The organism is Candidatus Villigracilis saccharophilus (assembly GCF_016711665.1).
This window is the reverse complement of sequence record NZ_JADJSO010000066.1, coordinates 1-19,849: the sequence shown is the minus strand read 5'-3', so window position 1 is coordinate 19,849 and position 19,849 is coordinate 1. Positions and strand designations below refer to the sequence as shown.

At 50.6% G+C, this 19,849-nt stretch carries 22 protein-coding genes; 10 read left to right on the top strand and 12 right to left on the bottom strand.

The genetic code is table 11. The features are described from left to right. Nucleotides 1-4 precede the first annotated feature (4 nt). Together IPL17_RS21000 and IPL17_RS20995 are read right to left on the bottom strand one after the other, a co-directional pair. Entirely contained in the window at nt 5-583 is a 579-nt protein-coding gene (locus tag IPL17_RS21000) for a GNAT family protein (protein WP_345309044.1), read from the bottom strand. Between the two features lie 283 nt (nt 584-866). Beyond that, complete coding sequence (locus tag IPL17_RS20995; protein WP_345309043.1) at nt 867-1,886, bottom strand: hypothetical protein; 1,020 nt, start codon at nt 1,884-1,886, stop codon at nt 867-869. A gap of 136 nt (nt 1,887-2,022) precedes the next feature. Here IPL17_RS20995 and IPL17_RS20990 point away from each other — a divergent pair, with 136 nt between their 5' ends. Continuing rightward, complete coding sequence (locus IPL17_RS20990; RefSeq protein WP_345309042.1) at nt 2,023-2,520, top strand: hypothetical protein; 498 nt, start codon at nt 2,023-2,025, stop codon at nt 2,518-2,520. 89 nt (nt 2,521-2,609) lie between these two features. Here the strand turns inward: IPL17_RS20990 and IPL17_RS20985 are convergent, their stop codons facing one another. Further along, a complete protein-coding gene (locus IPL17_RS20985) occupies nt 2,610-5,576 on the bottom strand; it encodes a S8 family serine peptidase (protein ID WP_345309041.1) in 2,967 nt (988 codons plus the stop codon). Nucleotides 5,577-5,820: 244 nt separating this feature from the next. On the opposite strand from IPL17_RS20985, the gene IPL17_RS20980 reads away from it, so the two are divergent. The 5 genes from IPL17_RS20980 to IPL17_RS20960 all read left to right on the top strand — a co-directional run bounded on the left by IPL17_RS20980 (nt 5,821) and on the right by IPL17_RS20960 (nt 8,995). Beyond that, a complete protein-coding gene (locus IPL17_RS20980; protein WP_345309040.1) occupies nt 5,821-6,516 on the top strand; it encodes a hypothetical protein in 696 nt (231 codons plus the stop codon). A 44-nt stretch (nt 6,517-6,560) separates the two neighbouring features. Further along, nucleotides 6,561-7,139, top strand: a complete 579-nt coding sequence (locus IPL17_RS20975; RefSeq protein ID WP_345309039.1) for an SDR family NAD(P)-dependent oxidoreductase — start codon at nt 6,561-6,563, stop codon at nt 7,137-7,139. Next, nucleotides 7,136-7,606, top strand: a complete 471-nt coding sequence (locus tag IPL17_RS20970) for a DinB family protein (protein ID WP_345309038.1) — start codon at nt 7,136-7,138, stop codon at nt 7,604-7,606. Before IPL17_RS20975 ends, IPL17_RS20970 begins: the two co-directional genes overlap by 4 nt. A 40-nt stretch (nt 7,607-7,646) precedes the next feature. After that, a complete protein-coding gene (locus IPL17_RS20965; RefSeq protein ID WP_345309037.1) occupies nt 7,647-8,306 on the top strand; it encodes a response regulator transcription factor in 660 nt (219 codons plus the stop codon). 119 nt (nt 8,307-8,425) lie between these two features. Then, a complete protein-coding gene (locus IPL17_RS20960) occupies nt 8,426-8,995 on the top strand; it encodes a GNAT family protein (protein WP_345309036.1) in 570 nt (189 codons plus the stop codon). 79 nt (nt 8,996-9,074) lie between these two features. Here the strand turns inward: IPL17_RS20960 and IPL17_RS20955 are convergent, their stop codons facing one another. Next, nucleotides 9,075-9,464, bottom strand: a complete 390-nt coding sequence (locus IPL17_RS20955; protein WP_345309035.1) for a bacteriohemerythrin — start codon at nt 9,462-9,464, stop codon at nt 9,075-9,077. A 171-nt stretch (nt 9,465-9,635) separates the two neighbouring features. On the opposite strand from IPL17_RS20955, the gene IPL17_RS20950 reads away from it, so the two are divergent. From IPL17_RS20950 to IPL17_RS20940, 3 genes are read left to right on the top strand one after another with little or no spacing between them, the layout of a single operon-like run. Beyond that, nucleotides 9,636-10,502 carry a PrsW family glutamic-type intramembrane protease gene (locus IPL17_RS20950; protein ID WP_345309034.1) on the top strand — a complete coding sequence of 289 codons (867 nt, stop codon included), beginning with the start codon at nt 9,636-9,638 and terminating at the stop codon, nt 10,500-10,502. 9 nt (nt 10,503-10,511) lie between these two features. Beyond that, nucleotides 10,512-11,084, top strand: a complete 573-nt coding sequence (locus IPL17_RS20945) for a hypothetical protein (protein ID WP_345309033.1) — start codon at nt 10,512-10,514, stop codon at nt 11,082-11,084. A gap of 11 nt (nt 11,085-11,095) precedes the next feature. Continuing rightward, a complete protein-coding gene (locus tag IPL17_RS20940; RefSeq protein WP_345309032.1) occupies nt 11,096-12,754 on the top strand; it encodes a trypsin-like peptidase domain-containing protein in 1,659 nt (552 codons plus the stop codon). 59 nt (nt 12,755-12,813) lie between these two features. Here IPL17_RS20940 and IPL17_RS20935 read toward each other — a convergent pair whose 3' ends face one another. The 7 genes from IPL17_RS20935 to IPL17_RS20905 all read right to left on the bottom strand — a co-directional run bounded on the left by IPL17_RS20935 (nt 12,814) and on the right by IPL17_RS20905 (nt 17,821). After that, nucleotides 12,814-13,677 (bottom strand): TIM barrel protein, encoded by an 864-nt coding sequence (locus tag IPL17_RS20935; protein WP_345309031.1) that lies wholly within the window; start codon nt 13,675-13,677, stop codon nt 12,814-12,816. A 21-nt stretch (nt 13,678-13,698) separates the two neighbouring features. After that, a complete protein-coding gene (locus IPL17_RS20930) occupies nt 13,699-14,073 on the bottom strand; it encodes a diacylglycerol kinase family protein (protein ID WP_345309030.1) in 375 nt (124 codons plus the stop codon). Continuing rightward, nucleotides 14,073-14,522 carry an rRNA maturation RNase YbeY gene (gene ybeY / locus IPL17_RS20925; RefSeq protein WP_345309029.1) on the bottom strand — a complete coding sequence of 150 codons (450 nt, stop codon included), beginning with the start codon at nt 14,520-14,522 and terminating at the stop codon, nt 14,073-14,075. Before ybeY ends, IPL17_RS20930 begins: the two co-directional genes overlap by 1 nt. 1 nt (nt 14,523) lies before the next feature. Continuing rightward, a complete protein-coding gene (locus tag IPL17_RS20920) occupies nt 14,524-16,632 on the bottom strand; it encodes an HDIG domain-containing metalloprotein (protein WP_345309028.1) in 2,109 nt (702 codons plus the stop codon). Between the two features lie 44 nt (nt 16,633-16,676). Further along, nucleotides 16,677-17,123, bottom strand: a complete 447-nt coding sequence (locus IPL17_RS20915; protein WP_345309027.1) for a GatB/YqeY domain-containing protein — start codon at nt 17,121-17,123, stop codon at nt 16,677-16,679. A gap of 69 nt (nt 17,124-17,192) precedes the next feature. Next, complete coding sequence (locus tag IPL17_RS20910; protein WP_345309026.1) at nt 17,193-17,450, bottom strand: hypothetical protein; 258 nt, start codon at nt 17,448-17,450, stop codon at nt 17,193-17,195. After that, on the bottom strand, nt 17,447-17,821 hold the full coding sequence (locus IPL17_RS20905; protein ID WP_345309025.1) for a hypothetical protein: 375 nt from the start codon (nt 17,819-17,821) through the stop codon (nt 17,447-17,449). The genes IPL17_RS20910 and IPL17_RS20905 overlap by 4 nt, the downstream gene beginning before the upstream one ends. A gap of 46 nt (nt 17,822-17,867) precedes the next feature. Here IPL17_RS20905 and IPL17_RS20900 point away from each other — a divergent pair, with 46 nt between their 5' ends. Next, complete coding sequence (locus IPL17_RS20900; RefSeq protein ID WP_345309024.1) at nt 17,868-18,410, top strand: cob(I)yrinic acid a,c-diamide adenosyltransferase; 543 nt, start codon at nt 17,868-17,870, stop codon at nt 18,408-18,410. Nucleotides 18,411-19,577: 1,167 nt separating this feature from the next. On the opposite strand, the gene IPL17_RS20895 is transcribed toward IPL17_RS20900, so the two are convergent. Continuing rightward, nucleotides 19,578-19,849 (bottom strand): hypothetical protein (locus IPL17_RS20895; RefSeq protein WP_345309023.1); only part of this gene is annotated, 272 nt, incomplete at its 5' end.

Here is a 19,849-nt window from a genome sequence, read left to right as displayed (position 1 = left end):
CACCCTACGCCTTAGCCTGCTCACGCCATTCAGTATTTAACAAGCCGAAAGAGATGAGGTCCCAAAATTGGCCGTCCCGATTCAGCGCCTGGCGTCTGCGGATCTCTTCCACAAAACCGAACTTCTGAAATAGACGCAGTCCGCCTTCGTTATAAGCAGGCACAACTGCGGTGACCCTATAGAGGTTCAATTCGCCAAAGGCATAACGCAGCAGCATACTCAAAGCCTGCGAGCCGTAGCCTTTACGGCGGTCTTCCCCGTCGCCAATGCCCAGGCGGACAAAGCCGTTCCCGTTCGTCCAATCCACCCATTCGATGAGGGCTTTTCCGATCAAACGGTCGTCTGCGCGGGCGCGAATGGTGAAGTAGAACAAATTCTTGTCCTCATCCATTTCCTTTTCGACGGCTTCGTACTGCTTCTTGACCATCGCAGGGGAAAGCGGACGGGCGGGTTTTAGATCCAGCAGACGCATAAATTCAGCGTCATGAGTCCATTTGGATTCGATCTCGGGATGCGCTTCGTGATCAATGGGACCAAAACGGACATCCTGCGCTTCGAACAATTGAGTTTGTATATCTAACATGGTATTCTCCAAAAATAAAAAAACGACTACAGGTTTATTCCCGCAGCCGTCCAAAAGATTAAATAAAAACGGCCACGGATCATACGCTGTGCGCTCCGCGGCCGTAAGACAACAATCAGTACTGTCTAACGGTGAACAGGCGCACTACGAAAACCAAATGCAGGTGCGGTGTAAAACTTATTCATTAACATTGGCGTGCGCCTCCTTTCCTAGATTTGCTTGTCTTTCAAGCAAGCGTGAGTTTATCATGCAAAAGAAAATAGAGTCAAGGATTTTGGAATCATTAGGGATTGGAGGTTAATATCCGACCAGCCAGCAACGCATCCAATGTCTCCTGAACAAGGCGGAGCTTTCCAGCGGATAGCAGGTCCGGGTCCACGTCCGCAAGCCCGAGCGGGGATTGAACGTTGAGTCCGCCCTGTCCGGAGACCAAACCAGGCCAGGCCGTCTCTATCGCCTTGACCGTATCCGGGCGAATGGTCATCACCCAGCCACCGGGGCGCGGCACAGGCATGGATGTCCCGATCAGCATGACACCCTGTGTGCCGATATAGGAAAGCAGGTCCGGGTTCGCCAGTGATGGATAAATGTAAAGTGTATATACCTTTCGGTCATTGATCAGGATGTTGGCGTACCCGCCATAAAGATCAGGGTTTTCATCGGCAGGAATCTCAATATATTGAGGATAGCCAAATGGGGAAATGTAGAACGTCCGGCATAATCCGCAGTAATAGGTCATGCCGTTCTTGTATGCAAGGAAAGCCCGTTGCGCGTCTGCGTTTCCCTGCGGGATAACCATGCCAATATGATATTCATCGGAAATCATGGCGGCGACATACCCGGCAAGAAAAGCGGGGAGCTCAACCTGTGAATCTCCCGCCAGCACGCTCAAGTTGCCGCCTGCGGTCAGGTCGGGGATATTGACCGCGAGAAACTGTACGCCAGGCGCTGTAGGAACAAGTGAAGCCAGCCCTGGGTCTGGAGGCAGTACGATCACGATTTTTAAGGTCGGGTCGGCGAGGTCGGTGGGAGTAAGCGCATTGCGAACTTGAAAACGAAACCCGGAGGCCTGCGCGAGATCGTAGACAGTCTTTTGATACAAGTCCGAGGAGGTCTTGTCCATGTCTGCGGGCACAACAAGCAAAGCCAGCGGTGTGGACAGGGTTGGGATCATGGTCGGAGGCGGCAGCGGAGTATGAGTCGGTACAACTGTGGGACCCGCCACAATCTCGGTCGCCGCGCCGCCACAGGCACTTAAGATAACAACGATAAGGATCGCAAAGAGGATATGTTTAACACGCACAGAAGATACTCCATAAGGTTAGTATGCTGGAATTATACTGCCTGATTTCATGGAAGAAGGCGGAAGCAAGGAACAAGGGAACCATTTGGGTACGATAACCGTCCATTAGGTTAAAATCAGACAGGAGATGATTACCATGAAAACCCTTTGGATCTCACTACTCGTTTTACTGGTGTTTACATTGACAGGCTGTGGTGCCGCTCAAGCCGACCCTCTTCTACCAGACTCACCCGATCTACCGTCGCCAAGCCCAAGCAAACAACCAATTTCAACCCTCATCCCCGCACAGCCACCTCAACAAGGAGATGCAACTCAAATGAATCCAGTCTTGCCAACGCCTTCAGTTCCCGGCATAGAAGGTTTGATCGAAACAGCAAAAAAGGATCTGGCGCAGCGCCTGTCCATCCCAGCGAGCGATATTGTTCTTTTGGACGCAAAAGAAGTTGTTTGGTCTGACTCAAGCCTCGGGTGTCCGCAGCCGAACATGATGTACACACAGGTTCTAACGCCAGGATACCTGGTAAAGCTGAAATATGATATCCGTGAATATGAATACCATGCCGGGCTGGGCGGAGCATTAACATATTGCAAAAACCCGCTTCCACCGTCCGAAGGTGTGCCGAGCAATACATAAAGATTGCTTTTGATCATTAAAAAAAGAAAACAGGCTGGCAAAAAATCTGCCAGCCTGTTTTCTAACTTATAAAACTAATACAAACTGTATTACGGATTAACACGTACAATGGTTTGGGCGGGCAAGCCGGCAACGCCGCTATAAGCAACACTACCGAGATATCGAACGCCAGGGGTAAGACCGCTAAACGTCAGGCCAATCGCGCCTACAGTGCCCACTGTCGCAGAAGTTGGAGCGGTGACGGTCATATTACCGGTCGCAGTATCACCCAATGTCCAAGTATACAGGGTATAAGTAGATGGATCTGCAGTTCCGAAGCCATCCACCATTACATAGTATGTACCAGCGGCAGGGTTGACCAAATTTACTTCTTCATCAGAGGTGCCGCCACCACTACCACCGATCTGAGCAAAAGCGCTATTGAATACATAAAGATCAAGATCGCTGCCAGGAGTGGTATCTGCATCAAACAGGGAGAAACGGGCATATGTGGAGTTGGCAGGAATATCAACAACATACACCTGTTGTTCACCAGTCATAATCGAACCGCCAAATGTCGCCGCTGGGACCAAGCCGCGAGCTGTAGCGGTGAACGCGCCAGTATAACCAAATTTAACACTGTAACTGCCTGAGACCGTGGCAGGGGCCGAGAACAACACAGGCCGGATCACAACCGGAATACGAACAACATGCCCTCTGCTACCAGTCCATGTGATATATCCAGCGGCATAACTATTAAGCGGTGCGCCGGCGTTGGTGAAGGTTACAGAGTAGGTCTTGCTTCTACCCTTTTCAACGGTGAAGGAGCTGATGCTGGGTGTTACTGTGATGCCAGCCAAGCCGCTATAAGAGAATGTGTATTTCTCTTTTTCGCCGCTAACGTTTGTAACTGTGCGTTTGACAGTCTGTGCACCCGGCATATCGCCAATGGCAATGGAGGGAACATTCAAGTCACTTGGGTCGAGCGAGTAACCTGCACCAGAGAGAGCGCTGCAGTAGGCGGGATTCACACCGGTTGTCGCTCCGCAAAGGAAGGCAAGCCATTCATTGAAACCTGAATCATAGACCAAACCGGGGTCAGCTGCGCTGTTCGGGCGGACATGACCAGCGCCCTGTCGGAAGACCACGAGAGGATTGGTATTGGGGCCATCCAAAACATCATAACCAGAAGTCATCAAAGCTGACTTGATCATCATCGGCGACCAATTGGGGTATTTATCCTTCAACAAAGCCGCAAGACCAGCAACATGCGGAGAAGACATGGATGTACCGCTCAGCAAGTCAAAGTCACGGCCGGCAATGGCAGGTGAAACCGCAGCCAAAATATCCTGTCCAGGAGCGATCAAGTCGGGCTTGAGCAAGTCACCGCCGCCAGCGCGCAATGGACCACGGGAGGAGAAGGAAGCAGTAAACGGTGCGGGATCAGTAAAGGTCAGAACAGCCGCATTGATGGTAGCCGTAGCACCCGGAGTAGCAGCATAAGCCTTAACCGCTGCGCGATCTGTGTTCTGCAAGTGAACACTCGGGACATAGTGGAAATCTGCATTCAGAGAATTGGCGCTGGGATTCAACAAAATCATACCCACGCCGCCAGCCTCTTGAACAGCCAGACTCTTATTCACACGGGCGCTTACACCGCGGTCACAGACCACGATCTTGCCCGCTACCAACGCAGGATCCAATACAGCACCGCCATCCGCGGCGCCAAAGCACAAAGCCAAGGACGTCGGGTCCGCACCGGGCAAGCCTGCTGCAGTTGAATCGATCAACGGAGCAGTCAAGGCAGCAGCAGCCAATGAAGCGCCACTATAAGTAACAGCATTCAAAGTCACAGAACCAGCGCTGTTGCGGTTATGTGTACCAGCCGCAACCGTTGTGATCCACGGGCTGGGGTGTGCCACTGTGCTGGTTGTAGGTCCGCTGTTACCAGCGGAAGCAGCAACGAACACACCGGCATCGGCGGCATTAAGGAACGCGATCTCAACGGGGTCAAGGAAGTTTGTGGATGTTCCGCTGATCGAGTAGTTGATCACATCGACACCATCAGCAACGGCCTGATCGATGGCTGCCACGAGGTCGGATGTAAAGCCACTGGCTGTATCGCCAGTCTCTGTTGACCACAAAGCTTTGTATACTGAAATATAAGCGTGAGGAGCCATACCACTAATGGAACCGAATACAGAGGCCGGACCAGTAGCTTGAACACCAAAGTTACCGCCAGCTGTGGAAGCAGTGTGTGTTCCATGAGCGTTGTAATCACGAGCAGAGAGATATTCCCAAGGTCGTGTGGCTGCGATGCCCGCATCGCCACCATGAGCCGCATTGAAGTATTGGGCACCGATCAACTTGTTGTTACAAGTTGCGTTATCCAATACACAAGCCGCAGTCCAATTCCTTGGAGCCTTGTATTCCAAGTCAATATGATTTCCACTCTCAAATGTCCATTGGTTAGTCTTCTCATTGAAACTATCGGCAAAACTCAGGCTCTCAGGCCAGATACCGGAATCGATGATACCGATCACTACGCCTTCACCAGCGTTTTCAGGGCCGCCGAGCTGCTTCCAAAGACCCTTCTTTGCATCAAGGCCAAGGAAGTTTGTAGTTGAAGAGGTATCAATGGTTTGAAGTGTATCAGGGGTAACCTGCATAACACCGTCAACTTTAACCAACTTATTGGCCTGTTCAACGGTCAGTTCAGCGGCAAAACCGTTAAAGGTATATCCATAGTCATAGAGTTTGTCGCCGCCAGATTGACGCAACGCATCAGTATGCTCATCTTCAAGGTGCTCGACATAATCCTGAACATCGGGATTACCGCGGTCAAGCTTCTCGCCCTCATTAGGTTTCGTTGTCGCCAAACCTGCAATATCCCCTTCATAGGAAACAGCAGGAGCGTGGATCATTTGGACGATATAAATTCCATTGGCGCTTTCTTCGACTTCCTGTTGACCATCAGAGCCATCGAGACGGGGTTGAGCGGCAACAGGGATAACCGTAGAGAACGCCACGGCGAGCACAACTAGAAGCGAAAGCATGTTAAAAACTTTTCGATACATTTTTGAGTCTCTCCTAATATAAAGTTGGGTGAAATATTCAAACAAGTAGCTGCTGGTGCTTTTATATTTGTGAATGCGCCTCCTCAGGCTAAAAACAATCTCACTTTTTGGTACCTTACATAAATGAAAGTATGCGAATTATCCTCCAGACTAAACAAATACACAAGTAATTTGGTCTTATTTGTCGAAAGTTTCACAAGAAAAGTCTGTAAACTCCTTTTTCAACGTGTGTATAATACATGGAATGTCAAGAAAACTACCCCTCCTGATCGCAATTGTCGTTATATTAACTGGCTCAGTATATTATTACTTTACCTTCAGACGCGGTTCCGCCCGCACCATACAGACCTTCGCCTATTTACGCGATCCCGCCTCCCGCCCAGAGTTAAGGATGAATGCATACACTCAATGCGGAACTGCTCCATTCATCTTTCCAACTGACGGGTTGGTTGGCTTTATATGGGACGATTCATTCCGCCCTGGCCATCGCCACCAGGGCATAGACATTTTCGCAGGGACGGATGTGGGCGTCACCCCAGTGATCGCGGCATATCCCGGTTACCTAACCCGCCAGCCGGATTGGAAATCCACAATTATCATGCGGGTACCGGATGACCCGCTTCAAGCGGGACGGCAGATCTGGGTCTACTACACTCACATGGCGGATGCGCAAGGGAATTCTTTCATCTCCCAGCAATTCCCTGCGGGGACTTCGGAAATATATGTAGAGGCCGGCACTTTCCTCGGCTATCAGGGAAATTACTCCGGTGACCCGAACAATCCAGTCGGCGTTCATTTACACGTCTCTGTCTTAAAAGACAATGGCTTCGGGAAGTTCACAAATGAACTTGAGATCGAGAATACCTACGACCCATCACCATATTTTGGCTTACCATTGAATGCCCGTGAAAATACAGATACGATCCCAGTCTGCAATTGAACACACAGTTAAAAAGGTAGAAAATGGAAATTAAAGGAAAAATTGTGCTAATCACCGGCGCAGGCAAAGGCTGCGGGCGCATGCTTGCGGAATCGCTTGCTGAAAAAGGGGCCGTGGTTGCATTAAATGACTTATCTCCCATCAATGTGGATGAGGTTGCGAAAAAAATCAACACGCGCGGCGGAAAGGCTCAATCCTATATTGAAGATGTTGCAAAAAAAATTGGCGCGCAGGTATTGGTAAAAAGTGTTTTGGACGACCTTGGCGGAATAGATATCTTGATTAATCACGCCGCAGTCGAGCCGCGCATTCCCCTGCTCGATATGGATGAATGGGACTGGCACCGCACCCTGGATGTGAACCTGACAGGAGCGTTTCTCATGATGCAAACTGCCGGGCGCGTGATGCGCACGCAAGGACACGGGACGATCATGAATATCGTCGCGGGAACAGGTGAGGGGTTAAAAAAAGACGCGGGAGCTTACCTTTCCAGCAAAGCCGGACTCGTGGAATTATCCCGTCAGGCGGGCATTGAATTCAACCCATATGGAATTCGAGTCTACCCGCTTGAGAATTCTGAAAATATAATCAGTGATGTTTTGGTTTTATTGGAGGCAATATGAAAGAGTTGATCGAGTATCGCATTAAGATGATCGCAAGACTGAGGGAAGCCGCGCAGGAATTTCGTTCTGCGTGTGAAGCACTCCAAGACCCATACGAGATCGCGGAAGGCAAATGGACTTTTCATCAGATCGCATCGCACACACGTGATGTGCAGAGCAACATTTATGGGGTGCGTATCTTTCGAACACTAAACGAAGATAATCCTGAATTCAAAAATTTCGACGCGGATAACTGGATGAAAACAAAGTACAACAAGGAAGAATCACTTTCGAAAATTCTGGACGAATTCTCGACGAGCGCAGAAGAATTGTGCAAAACATTGAGCAGCCTGCCGCGCGAAGCCTGGTCACGTGAAAGCCGTCACGAAACCATGGGCAATGAATTGCCGCTACAGCTATGGGTCGAGCGGAGTTTGGCTCATATCGAAGAGCACCTGTTGGCGCTGAAAAGCTCAAAAATCCAGTGAGTTTAGCTCATTTTCTGCATATTCCTGATAAAATAAGTCCATGAAAAAGCAACGAATTATTCTTGTAGATGATCACGAAGTGGTGCGGCTTGGCTTAAAATCCCTTTTGGAGCGGCACCCTCAATTCGATGTTGTAGGGGAAGCAGGTTCAGCACGTGAAGCGCTGGAACAAGTGGCTTCGCTGAAACCGGATGTGGTTGTGATGGATATTCGTCTGCCGGGTACTTCTGGCATCGAAGCCTGCGAGCAGATCGTCAATCAGTATCCCAATTCCAAAGTAATCATGCTCACCTCATATGCTGAGGATGAAATGTTGTTCTCCGCCATTCGTGCAGGTGCTTCAGGGTATATCCTCAAACAGATCGGCAGTGATGATCTGGTAAAGGCAATTGAATCTGTTGGGCGCGGTGAAGCATTGCTCGACCCGGCGGTCACACAGCGCGTTTTTCAAGAAGTGCGCCGTGCGGTCAAGGAGGAGGAAGCTTCCGCTTTTTCACACCTGAGTCAGCAGGAAAAGCACGTACTCCTGCTCGTTTCAGAAGGCAAGACCAACCGCGAGATCGCCAAGAACTTATTCCTCGGTGAAGGCACAGTGCGGAATTATGTATCGAGCATTCTTTCAAAACTCAGCGTAAACAACCGAGCCGAAGCCGCCGCGTATGCGGTGGAGCACAGCTTGAGAGAATATATTTCTTCCTGATACTCCCCGAATTCAAAAAAGGAGATACGGGTCACAGAGAATTCAAGCTCAGTGCAATGTGTCTCTTTTTTTATTTTAATAAGCAAGGTGCACAGTCCGTCAACTCCTTACGAGAAACCATGTATCCATTCATAAAACTTAGCGATAATGTGATCACACTGCGCCCCTTTGAATTCGGTGAAGCCAATGTACTTCATGAGGTTGTCCAGGAATCTCTGACCGAGCTTAAACCCTGGATGTCATGGGCCCGCCAAACATACACGCTCGAAACAGCGCAAAACTTCATTAACATCACGCGCGCTCAATGGGCAAGCGGCGACATGTATGCTTTTGCCGTGGTTAATTCAACAACCGGGGAATTCCTCGGCGGCTGCAGCCTGAGTCATTTTCATCCTGTATATCATCTCTGCAATCTGGGGTATTGGGTACGCACGTCAAAACAAGGACAGGGCATCGCCGGGCGCGCCGCGAAGCTGGCCGCGCGTTTCGCGTTTGAAAAAACAAACTTAATCCGCGCAGAGATCGTAATCGCCGTGGGGAATGATCCGAGCAAACGCGTTGCTGAAAAGATCAACGCGCACTATGAAGGAATATTATTAAATCGGATGGTGATCGAGACGGAGATCAGCGATGCCTATATGTTCTCACTTCTTCCCTCTGATTTTGGATTGTCCCCGCAGCTACGATAAGACAATCGCCGTGACAAGGTGTTGCGCAACAAGCCCAAAAGTTTTTTTTTATTGAACGATGTACTAACCACCAGCGTTTTTACACAAATGGCGCGTACTTTTTATCGTTCTTAAGAATATGGTTGACAAGCCAATCCTTAAGGAAATCCATCACCTCAAAGGTCAAAACCGCTTTTGAATTGTGGAATTCGGCTTGCAATTCGACAGCCTTTTTTACAAAGGCGACGTGCTCTACTTTATGCGCAGCCAGTTCCGCATAATTGACCTTCGCCATCAACTTCTCTTCTTCAACAAAGTGTGTCTGGGCATATGAGATCAAGCCATCAAGTGTAGCCCCAAGCACTTCCTTGCCTTTACCAGAGCTCATGGCATCATGCAAATTATTGATCATATTGATGAGCTGCTTATGCTGCGCATCCATTACAGGCGAATTGACAGAATACGAATCTGACCAGGAAAAAATAGGCATATGAATCTCCTTTTATCAATATAAATCTCATTATAGACATCTTGTCTTTCTTGACAATAAAAAATAACTAAATTTTTAGATTAGTGAGGGAAGACGCAAGTCCTATTGACTTATATTCTTGTATTACGATAAGATGAAGTTTGTTTTCATAATTTCCTGGAGGAGATGTTTATGACTGAACTAAAGGCAGTACATGAACGAAAGCACGTCTGGCGCAACGAATTCCTGCTCATCATCAGCCTGATCGTGTTTGTTGGGGTTGTCTACGCTCTGGATGCCGCATTTAAGCCGGTCTTCACAGCCACGGGTTTATTATTGATCGGCATCTTTCTAGCGCTCGTTCCAGCGGCGATCTGGCTGATATTCTTTTATTTGCAGGATCGCGCAGAACCGGAGCCCAAAGGATATGTACTGGGGGTATTCTTACTTGGCGCAATCCTGGCGGCTGCCGTTGGGGTTCCCCTCATTGAAAACGTGTTTCGCATTTCTCACTGGATCCATGCAAGCACCCTTGCAACAATCCTCGGCGGAATCCTTGTTGTAGGTTTCACCCAGGAATTTCTAAAGTATGCTGCAGTCCGCTACAGCATTTATCATTCCGATGAATTTGATGAACCCACTGATGGTGTCATCTACGCCACAGCGGCAGGACTTGGCTATGCCAGCGTACTCAACATTCAATTCGTAGTTTCTAATGGCGGCGTGGATCTCGGAACAGGCGTTATCACCATGGCAGTGGTCGCTCTGGCGCAAGCCTCTTTTTCGGGCATTACAGGGTATTTCCTCGGCCGCGCCAAGTTTGAATCTGAACAAATCTGGTGGATGCCGCTGGGCATAACGCTGGCAGCCGTCTTCAACGGACTATTCAATTGGACGCGCGGACTTGTAGTGCAAACGAGCATAAGCTTAAGCGGGGCAACCACAAGTCTCTGGCCGGGGTTGATACTTGCGGCGGTTGTTGCATTCATCACCAGCGGTATCGTGCTATGGCTTGTGCGCCGCAATATCCAATCAATATCCATGCAAACGGGGAAATAGGAGATAAAAATGGAAAACAAAACTGTATCCCTTGGTGACCGCTATGCAGAGATCACTGTAATTGTTGTGACGCTTGTCGCGCTGATCGCGGGCTGGTTTTACAAATCCAGCGTCGAGAACAGCAGTATCCCTTTTAATGTGGAAGGCATCACAGCACAGGTCCCGCAAGGATGGCTGCAATCCGAACCATCCGGCGACGAACTCCTGCGCGCCACAGATCGTTCCTCAAGCGGCTTTAGCACCACGTACATTCTTCGCAAAATTCCGCTTGCCCCCGCTACGACTGCCGCACAAGCAGCCAACCTGCTCACATTGGAGCGCGGACAGGAACTGCTCGCATTCCGCGTGCTGGAGCAACGCGAGGTAACGATATTCAACAAGACCGCCTATGAATTAAGCTATGTATTCGTAGAGTCCAACCCCAACCTCACGCATAAAAATATTCCCAGTGTGGTACGCGGCACAGATTACATCTTTGTGAACGACAGTTTCGCGGTCGTGGTCAGTTTTTGGGCTGACGAGAAAAATTACGATCTCGATCTGAATCGCTTCCATCGTTTTCTTGAATCGATCAGTTACTAATAGAGGCATACATGAAACCAACAATCCTTAATCGTTTCTGGGTGATGCTCATGGTGCTTGCGCTGGCAACACTCGCCTGCTATGGCGGAGGCAATCCACCCATCGTTTCACCAGTCACACCAGAACCGAACAATAATCCAATTGACACAGGTTCAGGGAACGGTCTTTCACAAACACAGCGCGCCAAATTAATATCCGCCACGGTGCAGATCTATGGACTGTTCAATAAGGACGGTCAATTGACACCGCTCTACACCGGATCAGGAACGATCCTATCCCCCTCAGGCATGATTCTGACCAATGCACATGTAGCCAGTCCTGCATCGCAAGGCGAACCGGACATGGAACCAGACGCTTTAGGCATTGCCATTGTTGAATCAGAAGATAAACCTCCTGTAGCATCCTACATCGCAGAAGTCCGCGCAGTGGATGGGTTCCTTGATCTCGCAGTGATTCAGATCGTGTCCACAGTAGATGGCGCAAGTATCGACCCTAATAGTTTGAATTTTCCATTCGTGGAACTTGGCGATTCCAACCAGACGCATGTTGGCGACCATGTCAGCATTTTTGGCTTTCCCGGCATCGGCGGAGATACGATCACTTTTACAGAAGGTAGTGTTTCAGGTTTTACCTCTGAAGATCAACTTGGCGACCGCGCCTGGATCAAGACGGACGCAACCATTGCGGGCGGCAACTCCGGCGGGCTTGGAGCCGATGATAATGCCCGTATCATAGGCGTCCCGACTCAGGCATCTTCAGGCGGCGCGGGAGACGTGACCGACTGCCGCCAGATTCAAGATACGAACAAGGACGGGACAGTAGATCAAAATGATAGCTGCATCCCCATCGGCGGTTTCATTAATGCATTGCGCCCGATCGAACTTGCCAAACCGCTCATTCAGGCTGCGCAGGCCGGCAGGGCGTATGTCAGCCCGTTTAGTGTATCGGGTGTTGTATCAGAAGCCGGGTCGGGCGGCGAATCGGCTGGTAATTTCGCATGGCTGGAAGCAACCTATGGCGCCGATGGCTGTGAATTGGGCAACGCAGTTACATCCTTCCCAGCTTCCACACTCTGCATCGGAGCAAGTTTTGATTATTCTGGAATGACCCCGGGGGAATTGGTACGCGAGCAATGGTATCTGAACGGTCAACCCGCAGGAGAATATTCGTACGCGTGGGATTTCAAAACCGATGGTACTTTTGGCACCTATTTGCCCAACAATGGCGACCCGCTTCCTGAAGGTGAATATTATCTGGAAATGTACGCGGGTAATAACAATAAGTTGATGGGCACATCTCCCGCAGTACAGGTTGGCAGCGGCGGAGGTGGAACAACCACTCCTCCGTCATCACAAGGCGATACCATTACAGTGTACGGCCGTGTCTATGATGCGAATACCAACAATCCTATATCGGGTGTGTCGGTATTTATTCTCACAGCAGGTACAACCTATGATCAATGGCAGAATAAAAATTATTCTGACAAATATATTGCCGCCAGTCTCAAGACAGAAGACAACGGTCTATATAAGATTACCGGTATTCCGCGTAACACTCAATTCACGATTGTCTTTTCAGTTGAGGGGTATTACGATCAATATGGAGACAATCTAACGGCTTCTTCAAGTGACCCATCTGAATTTGAAATGAATGTTGGCATGAACAAATAATATTTTTAATACAAAACACCCCGTTCAGATTTTCTGAACGGGGTGTTCGTTTTTAGTGATCAGGGCTTCTTTTCCTTCTCCCCGCTTGCCTTGACCCAGGCTTTCTTCATGTTTAGCGCATCTTCTTCCATGATGGGGCTTTCGCACATAATACGGCCTGCACACTCAAATTCGTTCAACGCTTTAAATAACGCCTTCATATTTAAATCTGCATCGGCAAGTGGAAGATGATTCTTTTCGCCTTTGGGTCCATACTCAATGCCGGAAAGATGAATGTGCAAATGCTTCAATGCCTGACCGCCCAGCTCTTTGCCATAGAACTCAAGCACCCGCGACCATTCGTCAAAGGTGTTCATCGTGCCGTCCCCGGGACGGGCATGCAGGTGAGCGAAATCCAAACAAGGCTGGACCATGTCCACTGCCTTGCTCATTGCAACGGCATCTTCAAATGATCCCAGCATCGCGGATTTCCCCATGGTCTCCGGGCGGAGCGTGACATGATCTCCATTTTTTTTCAATTCATCCACACAGCCCTGCAAACGTGGAATGGCGATCTTCAAGACTTCCGACGGGTCATTCATGAAGTATGAGCCGGGATGGAAAATAATATCCGTCGCGCCTGCAAGATATCCATAATGGGCAGCGTCCATTAATCGTTTGCGGGATTTCGGCCATTCCTCATCATTGGCATTCAGGTTGATGAAGTACGGCGCGTGCACGCTCAAGGCCACATCATGTTCTTCGCCCGCAGATTTGATCGCCGCGCAGGTCGCCTCGGTCACACGCACAGACTGGACCCAGCCAAGTTCGAGCGTATCCAACCCAATCGATCTGCTGAACTGAATCGCGCCCACGGAACCACCGGGCTTTTTAGGCGTGCCAGAAGGTGAACCAACAGTGCCAAATTTAAAAGATAAACTCATACTTGCTCCGATAAAAATGATTTAGGAAAACAGTTTGACCCATAATGGCGGGCCGAGAATCAACAGGCCGATCAGAATTGCAGCAAAGGCGGCGACCAGGACAGAAGCGGCGCCAACATCCTTGCCGATCTTGGCGAGCGGATGCTGATCCGGGCTGGCCAGATCTACCACAGCTTCAATGGCTGTATTTAAAAACTCCGCCGCAAACACCATGGCGCTTGTCAGGACAAGGACTGCCCAATCACGCGCCGGCAATTTGAGCCACAGGGCAAGAACAAAAACAATGACAGCAATGGCGGAATGAATCCACACATTCTGTTGCGTGCGCAGAACATGATGCCAACCCTGAAACGCGTAGCGAAAAGAAGCAAACCGCGAAATAAAAAAAGACCTCATCACGAGTCCTGAATCTTTATATACGACAGGCCAAGCCGGGCCAACACCCCAGCTTGTGCTTTCCACATGCGTTCTTTTTCTTCAGTCTCAGCATGATCATGTCCCATTAGATGCAGAGTTCCATGCACGACCAGAAGCTGCACTTCAGCTTCAACAGGATGCCCGGCGGCACGCGCCTGTTCCGTTGCGCGCGGGATCGAGATGAGGATATCTCCCAGATAAGGCGAACCAGTTTCAGGGTCCGCTTCGGAAGCGGGAAAGGAAAGTACATCCGTTGGCGCATCCACTCCAAGGAATTCACGATTGAGTTCATGCAGCTGCGCATCGTCGGTTAGAACGATGGTCATATCCGCATCAGCGGGGGCAGACTCCTGTTCAAGAGTGAACGAGGCAGCTCTTTGAAGCAGGGCTGATTCTAAAAAATCCTGTTGGTTGTCTATGTTGATCATTTTATTTTCTTGGCGAGGGAATGGTGGAATCCTTGCTGATTACGGCCGCATTGGGATATTGAATACGGGGATGATACTGCCCGCGCAGGGTTGTAACAAATGATTCGGTAATAAGGTTCAGGTCACGCAGCGTGAGCATCGTGTCATCCAATTGGTTGTATTTTTGCACATTCTCGATCACCTTATGGATCAGCCCACGCAGTTCGTCTTCGTTGGCCGGGCGTTCAGCGCGGGCGCGGGCTTCAGCCGCATCGGCAAGCATCAGTAAAGCGGTCTCACGCGAACGCGGGCGCGGGCCGGGATAGCGGAAATCTTCGATATCCACTTTAGTGACATCGCCCCCGGCCGCATCCATGGCCTGTGTGTACTGATAAAGCGTGATCAGCGTACCATGATGTTCAAGGATAAAGTCATGCAGGCGGCTGGGCAGGCGGTACTTCTTTGCCAACGTGACCCCATCTGTTACGTGACGGATAATAGTCGCAGCGGATTCCTCAGGCGGGATATCCTGGTGTGTATTTACGTTGCCAGGCACCTGATTTTCAATAAAGAAAGTGGGATTCATCGCCTTGCCAATATCATGGAACTGGGCGCCAACACGCGTGAGTAGCGGGTCTGCGCCGATCTTTTCCGCGGCTTGTTCGGCAAGGTTTGCGACCTGTAAACTATGTTGATACGTTCCGGGAGAGGCGCGCAAAAAGAATTGCAGAAGTGGAAAATCCGGGCGGGATATATCAAGCAGCTGCAGCGCGGTGGTGAGCCCAAGTGTTTGAGCAAGAAGATATTGAAACACCAATGCAACGCTGGCGGCGGCGAACCCGGATAATAAAACAATTCCTATAAATTGAATAATACCAAGCCAATCCGGCGGAAAATATGGCAGCCGATAGGCAACAAGGACAACCAGCCCTGATAGGGAAATAGCCAGCCCTGCGCGCAGGAAGCCCCAAAAGCGGCGGGCCGGCCCGAGTGCAAGCAATCCGATCAGCGACGAGAACAAATAATACGGCGCAAGATCGAGTGTATTCGGCACACCGTAGGCGGCCAGCAGGGAGAGCGGAATGACGATCACAAGCCCGGTTTCAAAGCCAAACAAGGTTGTGATCAACAATCCTGCGGCCTGCAAGGGATATCCATACGGCGCGAGCGTGCGATTTGTAAACAGGCGGGCACCGATCAAAAAAACAATGAAGATCAACGCGATCACCAGAATACTGCGCGGATCATTTACGACTGATGCGCGTTTATTACGGCGAAAAAAATAAAGAGGAACAAGAAATGCTGAAATGATGATAAGCGCACCCGCGCCGACCATATCCTCCCAACGTTGACCGGGGCTGATCATGCCAAGCCGCTGAAATGCTTCCATATCAGACGGAGTGATGACCTCGCCGACGGGCACGATGGTCTCGCCCGTTTTATAAGTCTGTACGATCGGTTTGACTGCATCCCGTGCGGCGCTGCGCGCGGCAGTGGTCAGCTCTTCGCTGTAAAAACTATTCGGAACAATGAAGGCGTTCACCAGCTCAGTCACGAGTTCAAACTGTTGTTCGTTCAATGTCAAGCTGATAAAAGACGGAACACTCGTATGCGCAAGCTCCACCTTATCTTCGTAGATGGCGCGGCGCATAATCTGCTCCAAAACCCGCAATGATTCAGCCTGTACACTTTCCCAACGCGGAACGCTTATTGCCAGCAGATAATCCACCGTTTCCAACTTCAAACGCACATCACTGAGAGCAACCAGATCTGCTTTCTTTTGCTCAAGACTTAATTCACTATTTTCCCGGACAGAGGTAACATACTGAATGGCAGTGTTCAGCCGTTCGATCTGTTGACGTGCAAGCGCGGAATCGGGCTGACTATAGACAGGCGCCACCGCGCTTTCTGCAACCTTTCTCGCTTCTTCTGTACGGACATCACTCACATATTCAATGTCACGGGGCGATTGCAGCGTGATTTGCGCCACCTCACCCTCATCCAATGCCTGCGTCACGGGACGCAGGCCGATCGGCAATGTAAGCGCGGCAAAAGAAATAATGCTGACCGCAATGATCAGGCTGAATTGTAAAAAACGAATACGAGAGGAAACCGGGGTGCGCACAGACATAAAGAAAAGTAAGCGACAGTCATCAAAATGACCGCCACTTAATATTATTTAGTAAGCAATTCTTTGACTGCGGCGCTGATCATATCGTTCGGCGCACGTCCTGCAACTTTTGGCATGACAATCTTCATCACTTTACCCATGTCACCAGGAGCAGCCGCGCCAGTCTCGGCGATGGCGGCTTGCACCAGCGCACGCAGTTCCTCGGCGGGCATGGCCTGGGGCAGAAATACCTCCAGTACTTTGATCTCGGTCTCATTCTCTTCAACCAGATCGGGGCGATTCGCTTTTTTGGCTTCTTCGATGGCTTCGCGGCGGTTCTTGATCTCCTTTTGGATCAATGCCGTCACAGCCATATCGTCAAGCGCAATGCGCTTATCCACTTCGACCTGTTTGACGGCGGCGAGCACCATGCGTAAAGTCCGCTTACGGACTTCGTCGCCGCTCTTCATGGCATCCTTGACTGATTCATTAAGTTTAGTTTTTATATCCATAAATTGATTATACCTTTTTTGATCTTGGAGTCTGTCTGCCTGCCGACGAGATCACAAACAGATCCAGGGTCATAAATCTGTAAATTTCGCGAACATTTCAGGCGTGAGAATTTTTTTCAACAGTTCAAATTCGTATTGCGTGCGTTTGACCGCGGCTGCACGCGCGTATTCAAAACGCGGACCTTGTTTGGGCGAGTCGAGATTCATTTTGCCGTGTGAATCTGCGGGTAAAAACTTGAGCGCGATATTCCGCATGAAAGGTACAAAGTACAAGACATCCAAAGGAAAATATATTTTGCCCGAATGCAGGTCCGGGCTTTGGATCAAACTCTTTTGAACAGGATCAATTTCGAGCGGACGCGGAGCGGAGGCGTGTCCTTGAACTGGTCAAGCCAGAGGGAGACGTAATTTGTATGGGAGTAGAAATCCTGCGCGGTGTGCGTTAATCTCCCAAAAGCGATCCACGCGGAAAGCACGCCGGGCGAAAGCAGAGAGGCCAGCACGAAGCCGCGCTGTTCGTTGATATAGCGCAGGCCCTTCTGGATGGCATTATTATCGAAATGAAATTCATCGTGGCCGATCTGACCGCTGAGCGCGTCCTGTTTGCGGTTGGCGGCGATGATGATCTCAAGCGCGCCCGCGCTAAAATGTGCGCCGAGAGCCTCGCGGGTCATTTCTTCATGAATTGGAATAAGCATCTTCAAATTATAAGCGGGCGCATGATTAAGTGGTTATAATGCGCGCATGACTTTTTATACCGCAAAAGGCGACGACGGCACGACGGGCTTGCTCGGCGAAGGCCGCGTCCCAAAATATCATGTCCGCATGGAAGCCATCGGCGCGCTGGATGAAGCATCCGCCGCACTGGGGCTGGCTCGCGCGCAATGCTCCGCACCGCAGACCGCGCCGATTTTGCTCGCAGCGCAGCGCGACCTGTACAAGTTGATGGCAGAAGTCGCCGCGACACCGGAGAACGCGCAGCATTTTCATTTCATTGACGAAGCGCGCGTGAACTGGCTGGAAAAACAAACCGATGAGTTGAGCACCGTGGTCGAGATGCCGAAGGAATTTATTTTACCCGGCGATACGCTCGGCGGCGCGACACTATCGATGGCGCGCGCCATTGTCCGCAGGGCGGAACGGTGCGTGGTCAATCTCTTCGATGATGAAGTGGTGGTCAACCCTGACCTGCAGCGCTATTTGAACCGGCTTTCATCATTGTGCTTTGTGCTTGAACTTCTTGAGAATCAATACGCGGGGAAGAAGACTTCACTGGCGAAATCATAGACCCTCGACGAAAACTCCTGCTTTAGCGTGGAGAGGAGTTGCCCCCGGCGATGTAATGCCAGTCTTTCCCCTAGATTGAAGATGCGGTCATAATCACGCCCTGAAATTGACCGCTCCAATAACCCCCCCCCCCCCCCCCCCCCCCCCCCCCCCCCCCCCCCCCCCCCCCCCCCCCCCCCCCCCCCCCCCCCCTAACTCCTGCCTGCGCCCGCCCCAACCCCGCCCCGCCCGCCCTTCGTCCCCCCCCCCCCCCCCCCCCCCCCCCCCCCCCCCCCCCGCGCCCCCCCCCCCTTTCCCTACGTTGAAAATGCGGTATAATCACGCCCAAGGAAATTGATCGCTCCAATAAAGCCCCCGCCCGCGCCTGCACAAGCGCCAGCCCTTCGAAAACTCTCTTGTGAGTTTCAACCGCCACCTGCTGCAATTACATCAGCGATGCGGGCTGGTCAGACATTCAAACAATTTCCAATCCTCACCTTACGTATTGCGCTGTCAAGGAAATGTTTGGCTTGACCGCACAAGGTGGTTGTTCGTTGCATCTCGGTTGCAGATGCTTATAAGCTGGATAGAAAAAGTCAAACGTACTTTCAAGCCGCATGGCGCGAATTGCTGATGACCGCATCTGACCTACAAACTGGACAGGATGGAGTTGAGCATCTGGACAGTAGCGGGGCAGACAAAGGTGTCCTTTGCCTGCGGAAAACGCCAGCTTGAATTGCTCAAAGGCCAGCATGGGGAAAGCGACATGCCTGGTCAAAGGTAAGTTTTACCTGATGGTTGTCTGCGAGTGGAACACCCAAGCCAATTGACGTGGAAGGGGTGTTGGGGGTGGATCACGGGTCTTGTCAGATCGTGCAACGTCGGACAGTGGCAGGTTCAGCGCGCGGCAATCGAAGATAACCGCCGAAAGTTTGGACATCGCAGAAACAATTTTCAAAAGAAACAGACCAAATCCGCCAGACGAAAACTCAAGAAAATATCCGGCGTTCAATCCGTTTTCAAAAAACAACCAACCATAGAATCAGCAAAATTCTCGTACAGATTGCGTTATGACACTCATCGAGCGATTGCGCTGAAGAATTGGGTGGTATCCGTGAGGCTCCGTAAAAGGACGCAAAGAGGCGAGACATGCGGGTGGTCGTTCTACCAACTGAGGCAGTACATCGTTTACAAAGCCGAACGCGTGGGGGTTCCTGTGATCAGTTTCGTTGGTCCGAGAAACACCTCCGCGCACCTGCCGAAGATGTGGTTGTGTTGATAAAAGCCAATCGTAAGTCTCAATCTGTTTTCCTTTGTACCGCTTGCAACTTCTCTGGCAATGCGGACAGAGTAGCGGCTGTAGAAATCGCAGTCAGGGCAGAAGTAAACCTGCCAATGGTCTCGAACCTTCGTGTTCAGGGACAAAGCCCCCTGCTTTAGCTGTGGGGTTCGTTTACAGA

Excerpts from the sequence above, each read along its gene's own strand:
- IPL17_RS21000 (WP_345309044.1), bottom strand. The coding sequence starts at position 583 with ATGTTAGATATACAAACTCAATTGTTCGAAGCGCAGGATGTCCGTTTT.
- IPL17_RS20990 (WP_345309042.1), top strand. The coding sequence starts at position 2,023 with ATGAAAACCCTTTGGATCTCACTACTCGTTTTACTGGTGTTTACATTG.
- IPL17_RS20985 (WP_345309041.1), bottom strand. The coding sequence starts at position 5,576 with ATGTATCGAAAAGTTTTTAACATGCTTTCGCTTCTAGTTGTGCTCGCC.
- IPL17_RS20980 (WP_345309040.1), top strand. The coding sequence starts at position 5,821 with ATGTCAAGAAAACTACCCCTCCTGATCGCAATTGTCGTTATATTAACT.
- IPL17_RS20970 (WP_345309038.1), top strand. The coding sequence starts at position 7,136 with ATGAAAGAGTTGATCGAGTATCGCATTAAGATGATCGCAAGACTGAGG.
- IPL17_RS20965 (WP_345309037.1), top strand. The coding sequence starts at position 7,647 with ATGAAAAAGCAACGAATTATTCTTGTAGATGATCACGAAGTGGTGCGG.
- IPL17_RS20960 (WP_345309036.1), top strand. The coding sequence starts at position 8,426 with ATGTATCCATTCATAAAACTTAGCGATAATGTGATCACACTGCGCCCC.
- IPL17_RS20955 (WP_345309035.1), bottom strand. The coding sequence starts at position 9,464 with ATGCCTATTTTTTCCTGGTCAGATTCGTATTCTGTCAATTCGCCTGTA.
- IPL17_RS20950 (WP_345309034.1), top strand. The coding sequence starts at position 9,636 with ATGACTGAACTAAAGGCAGTACATGAACGAAAGCACGTCTGGCGCAAC.
- IPL17_RS20945 (WP_345309033.1), top strand. The coding sequence starts at position 10,512 with ATGGAAAACAAAACTGTATCCCTTGGTGACCGCTATGCAGAGATCACT.
- IPL17_RS20940 (WP_345309032.1), top strand. The coding sequence starts at position 11,096 with ATGAAACCAACAATCCTTAATCGTTTCTGGGTGATGCTCATGGTGCTT.
- IPL17_RS20935 (WP_345309031.1), bottom strand. The coding sequence starts at position 13,677 with ATGAGTTTATCTTTTAAATTTGGCACTGTTGGTTCACCTTCTGGCACG.
- IPL17_RS20930 (WP_345309030.1), bottom strand. The coding sequence starts at position 14,073 with ATGAGGTCTTTTTTTATTTCGCGGTTTGCTTCTTTTCGCTACGCGTTT.
- ybeY (WP_345309029.1), bottom strand. The coding sequence starts at position 14,522 with ATGATCAACATAGACAACCAACAGGATTTTTTAGAATCAGCCCTGCTT.
- IPL17_RS20920 (WP_345309028.1), bottom strand. The coding sequence starts at position 16,632 with ATGTCTGTGCGCACCCCGGTTTCCTCTCGTATTCGTTTTTTACAATTC.
- IPL17_RS20915 (WP_345309027.1), bottom strand. The coding sequence starts at position 17,123 with ATGGATATAAAAACTAAACTTAATGAATCAGTCAAGGATGCCATGAAG.
- IPL17_RS20905 (WP_345309025.1), bottom strand. The coding sequence starts at position 17,821 with ATGCTTATTCCAATTCATGAAGAAATGACCCGCGAGGCTCTCGGCGCA.
- IPL17_RS20900 (WP_345309024.1), top strand. The coding sequence starts at position 17,868 with ATGACTTTTTATACCGCAAAAGGCGACGACGGCACGACGGGCTTGCTC.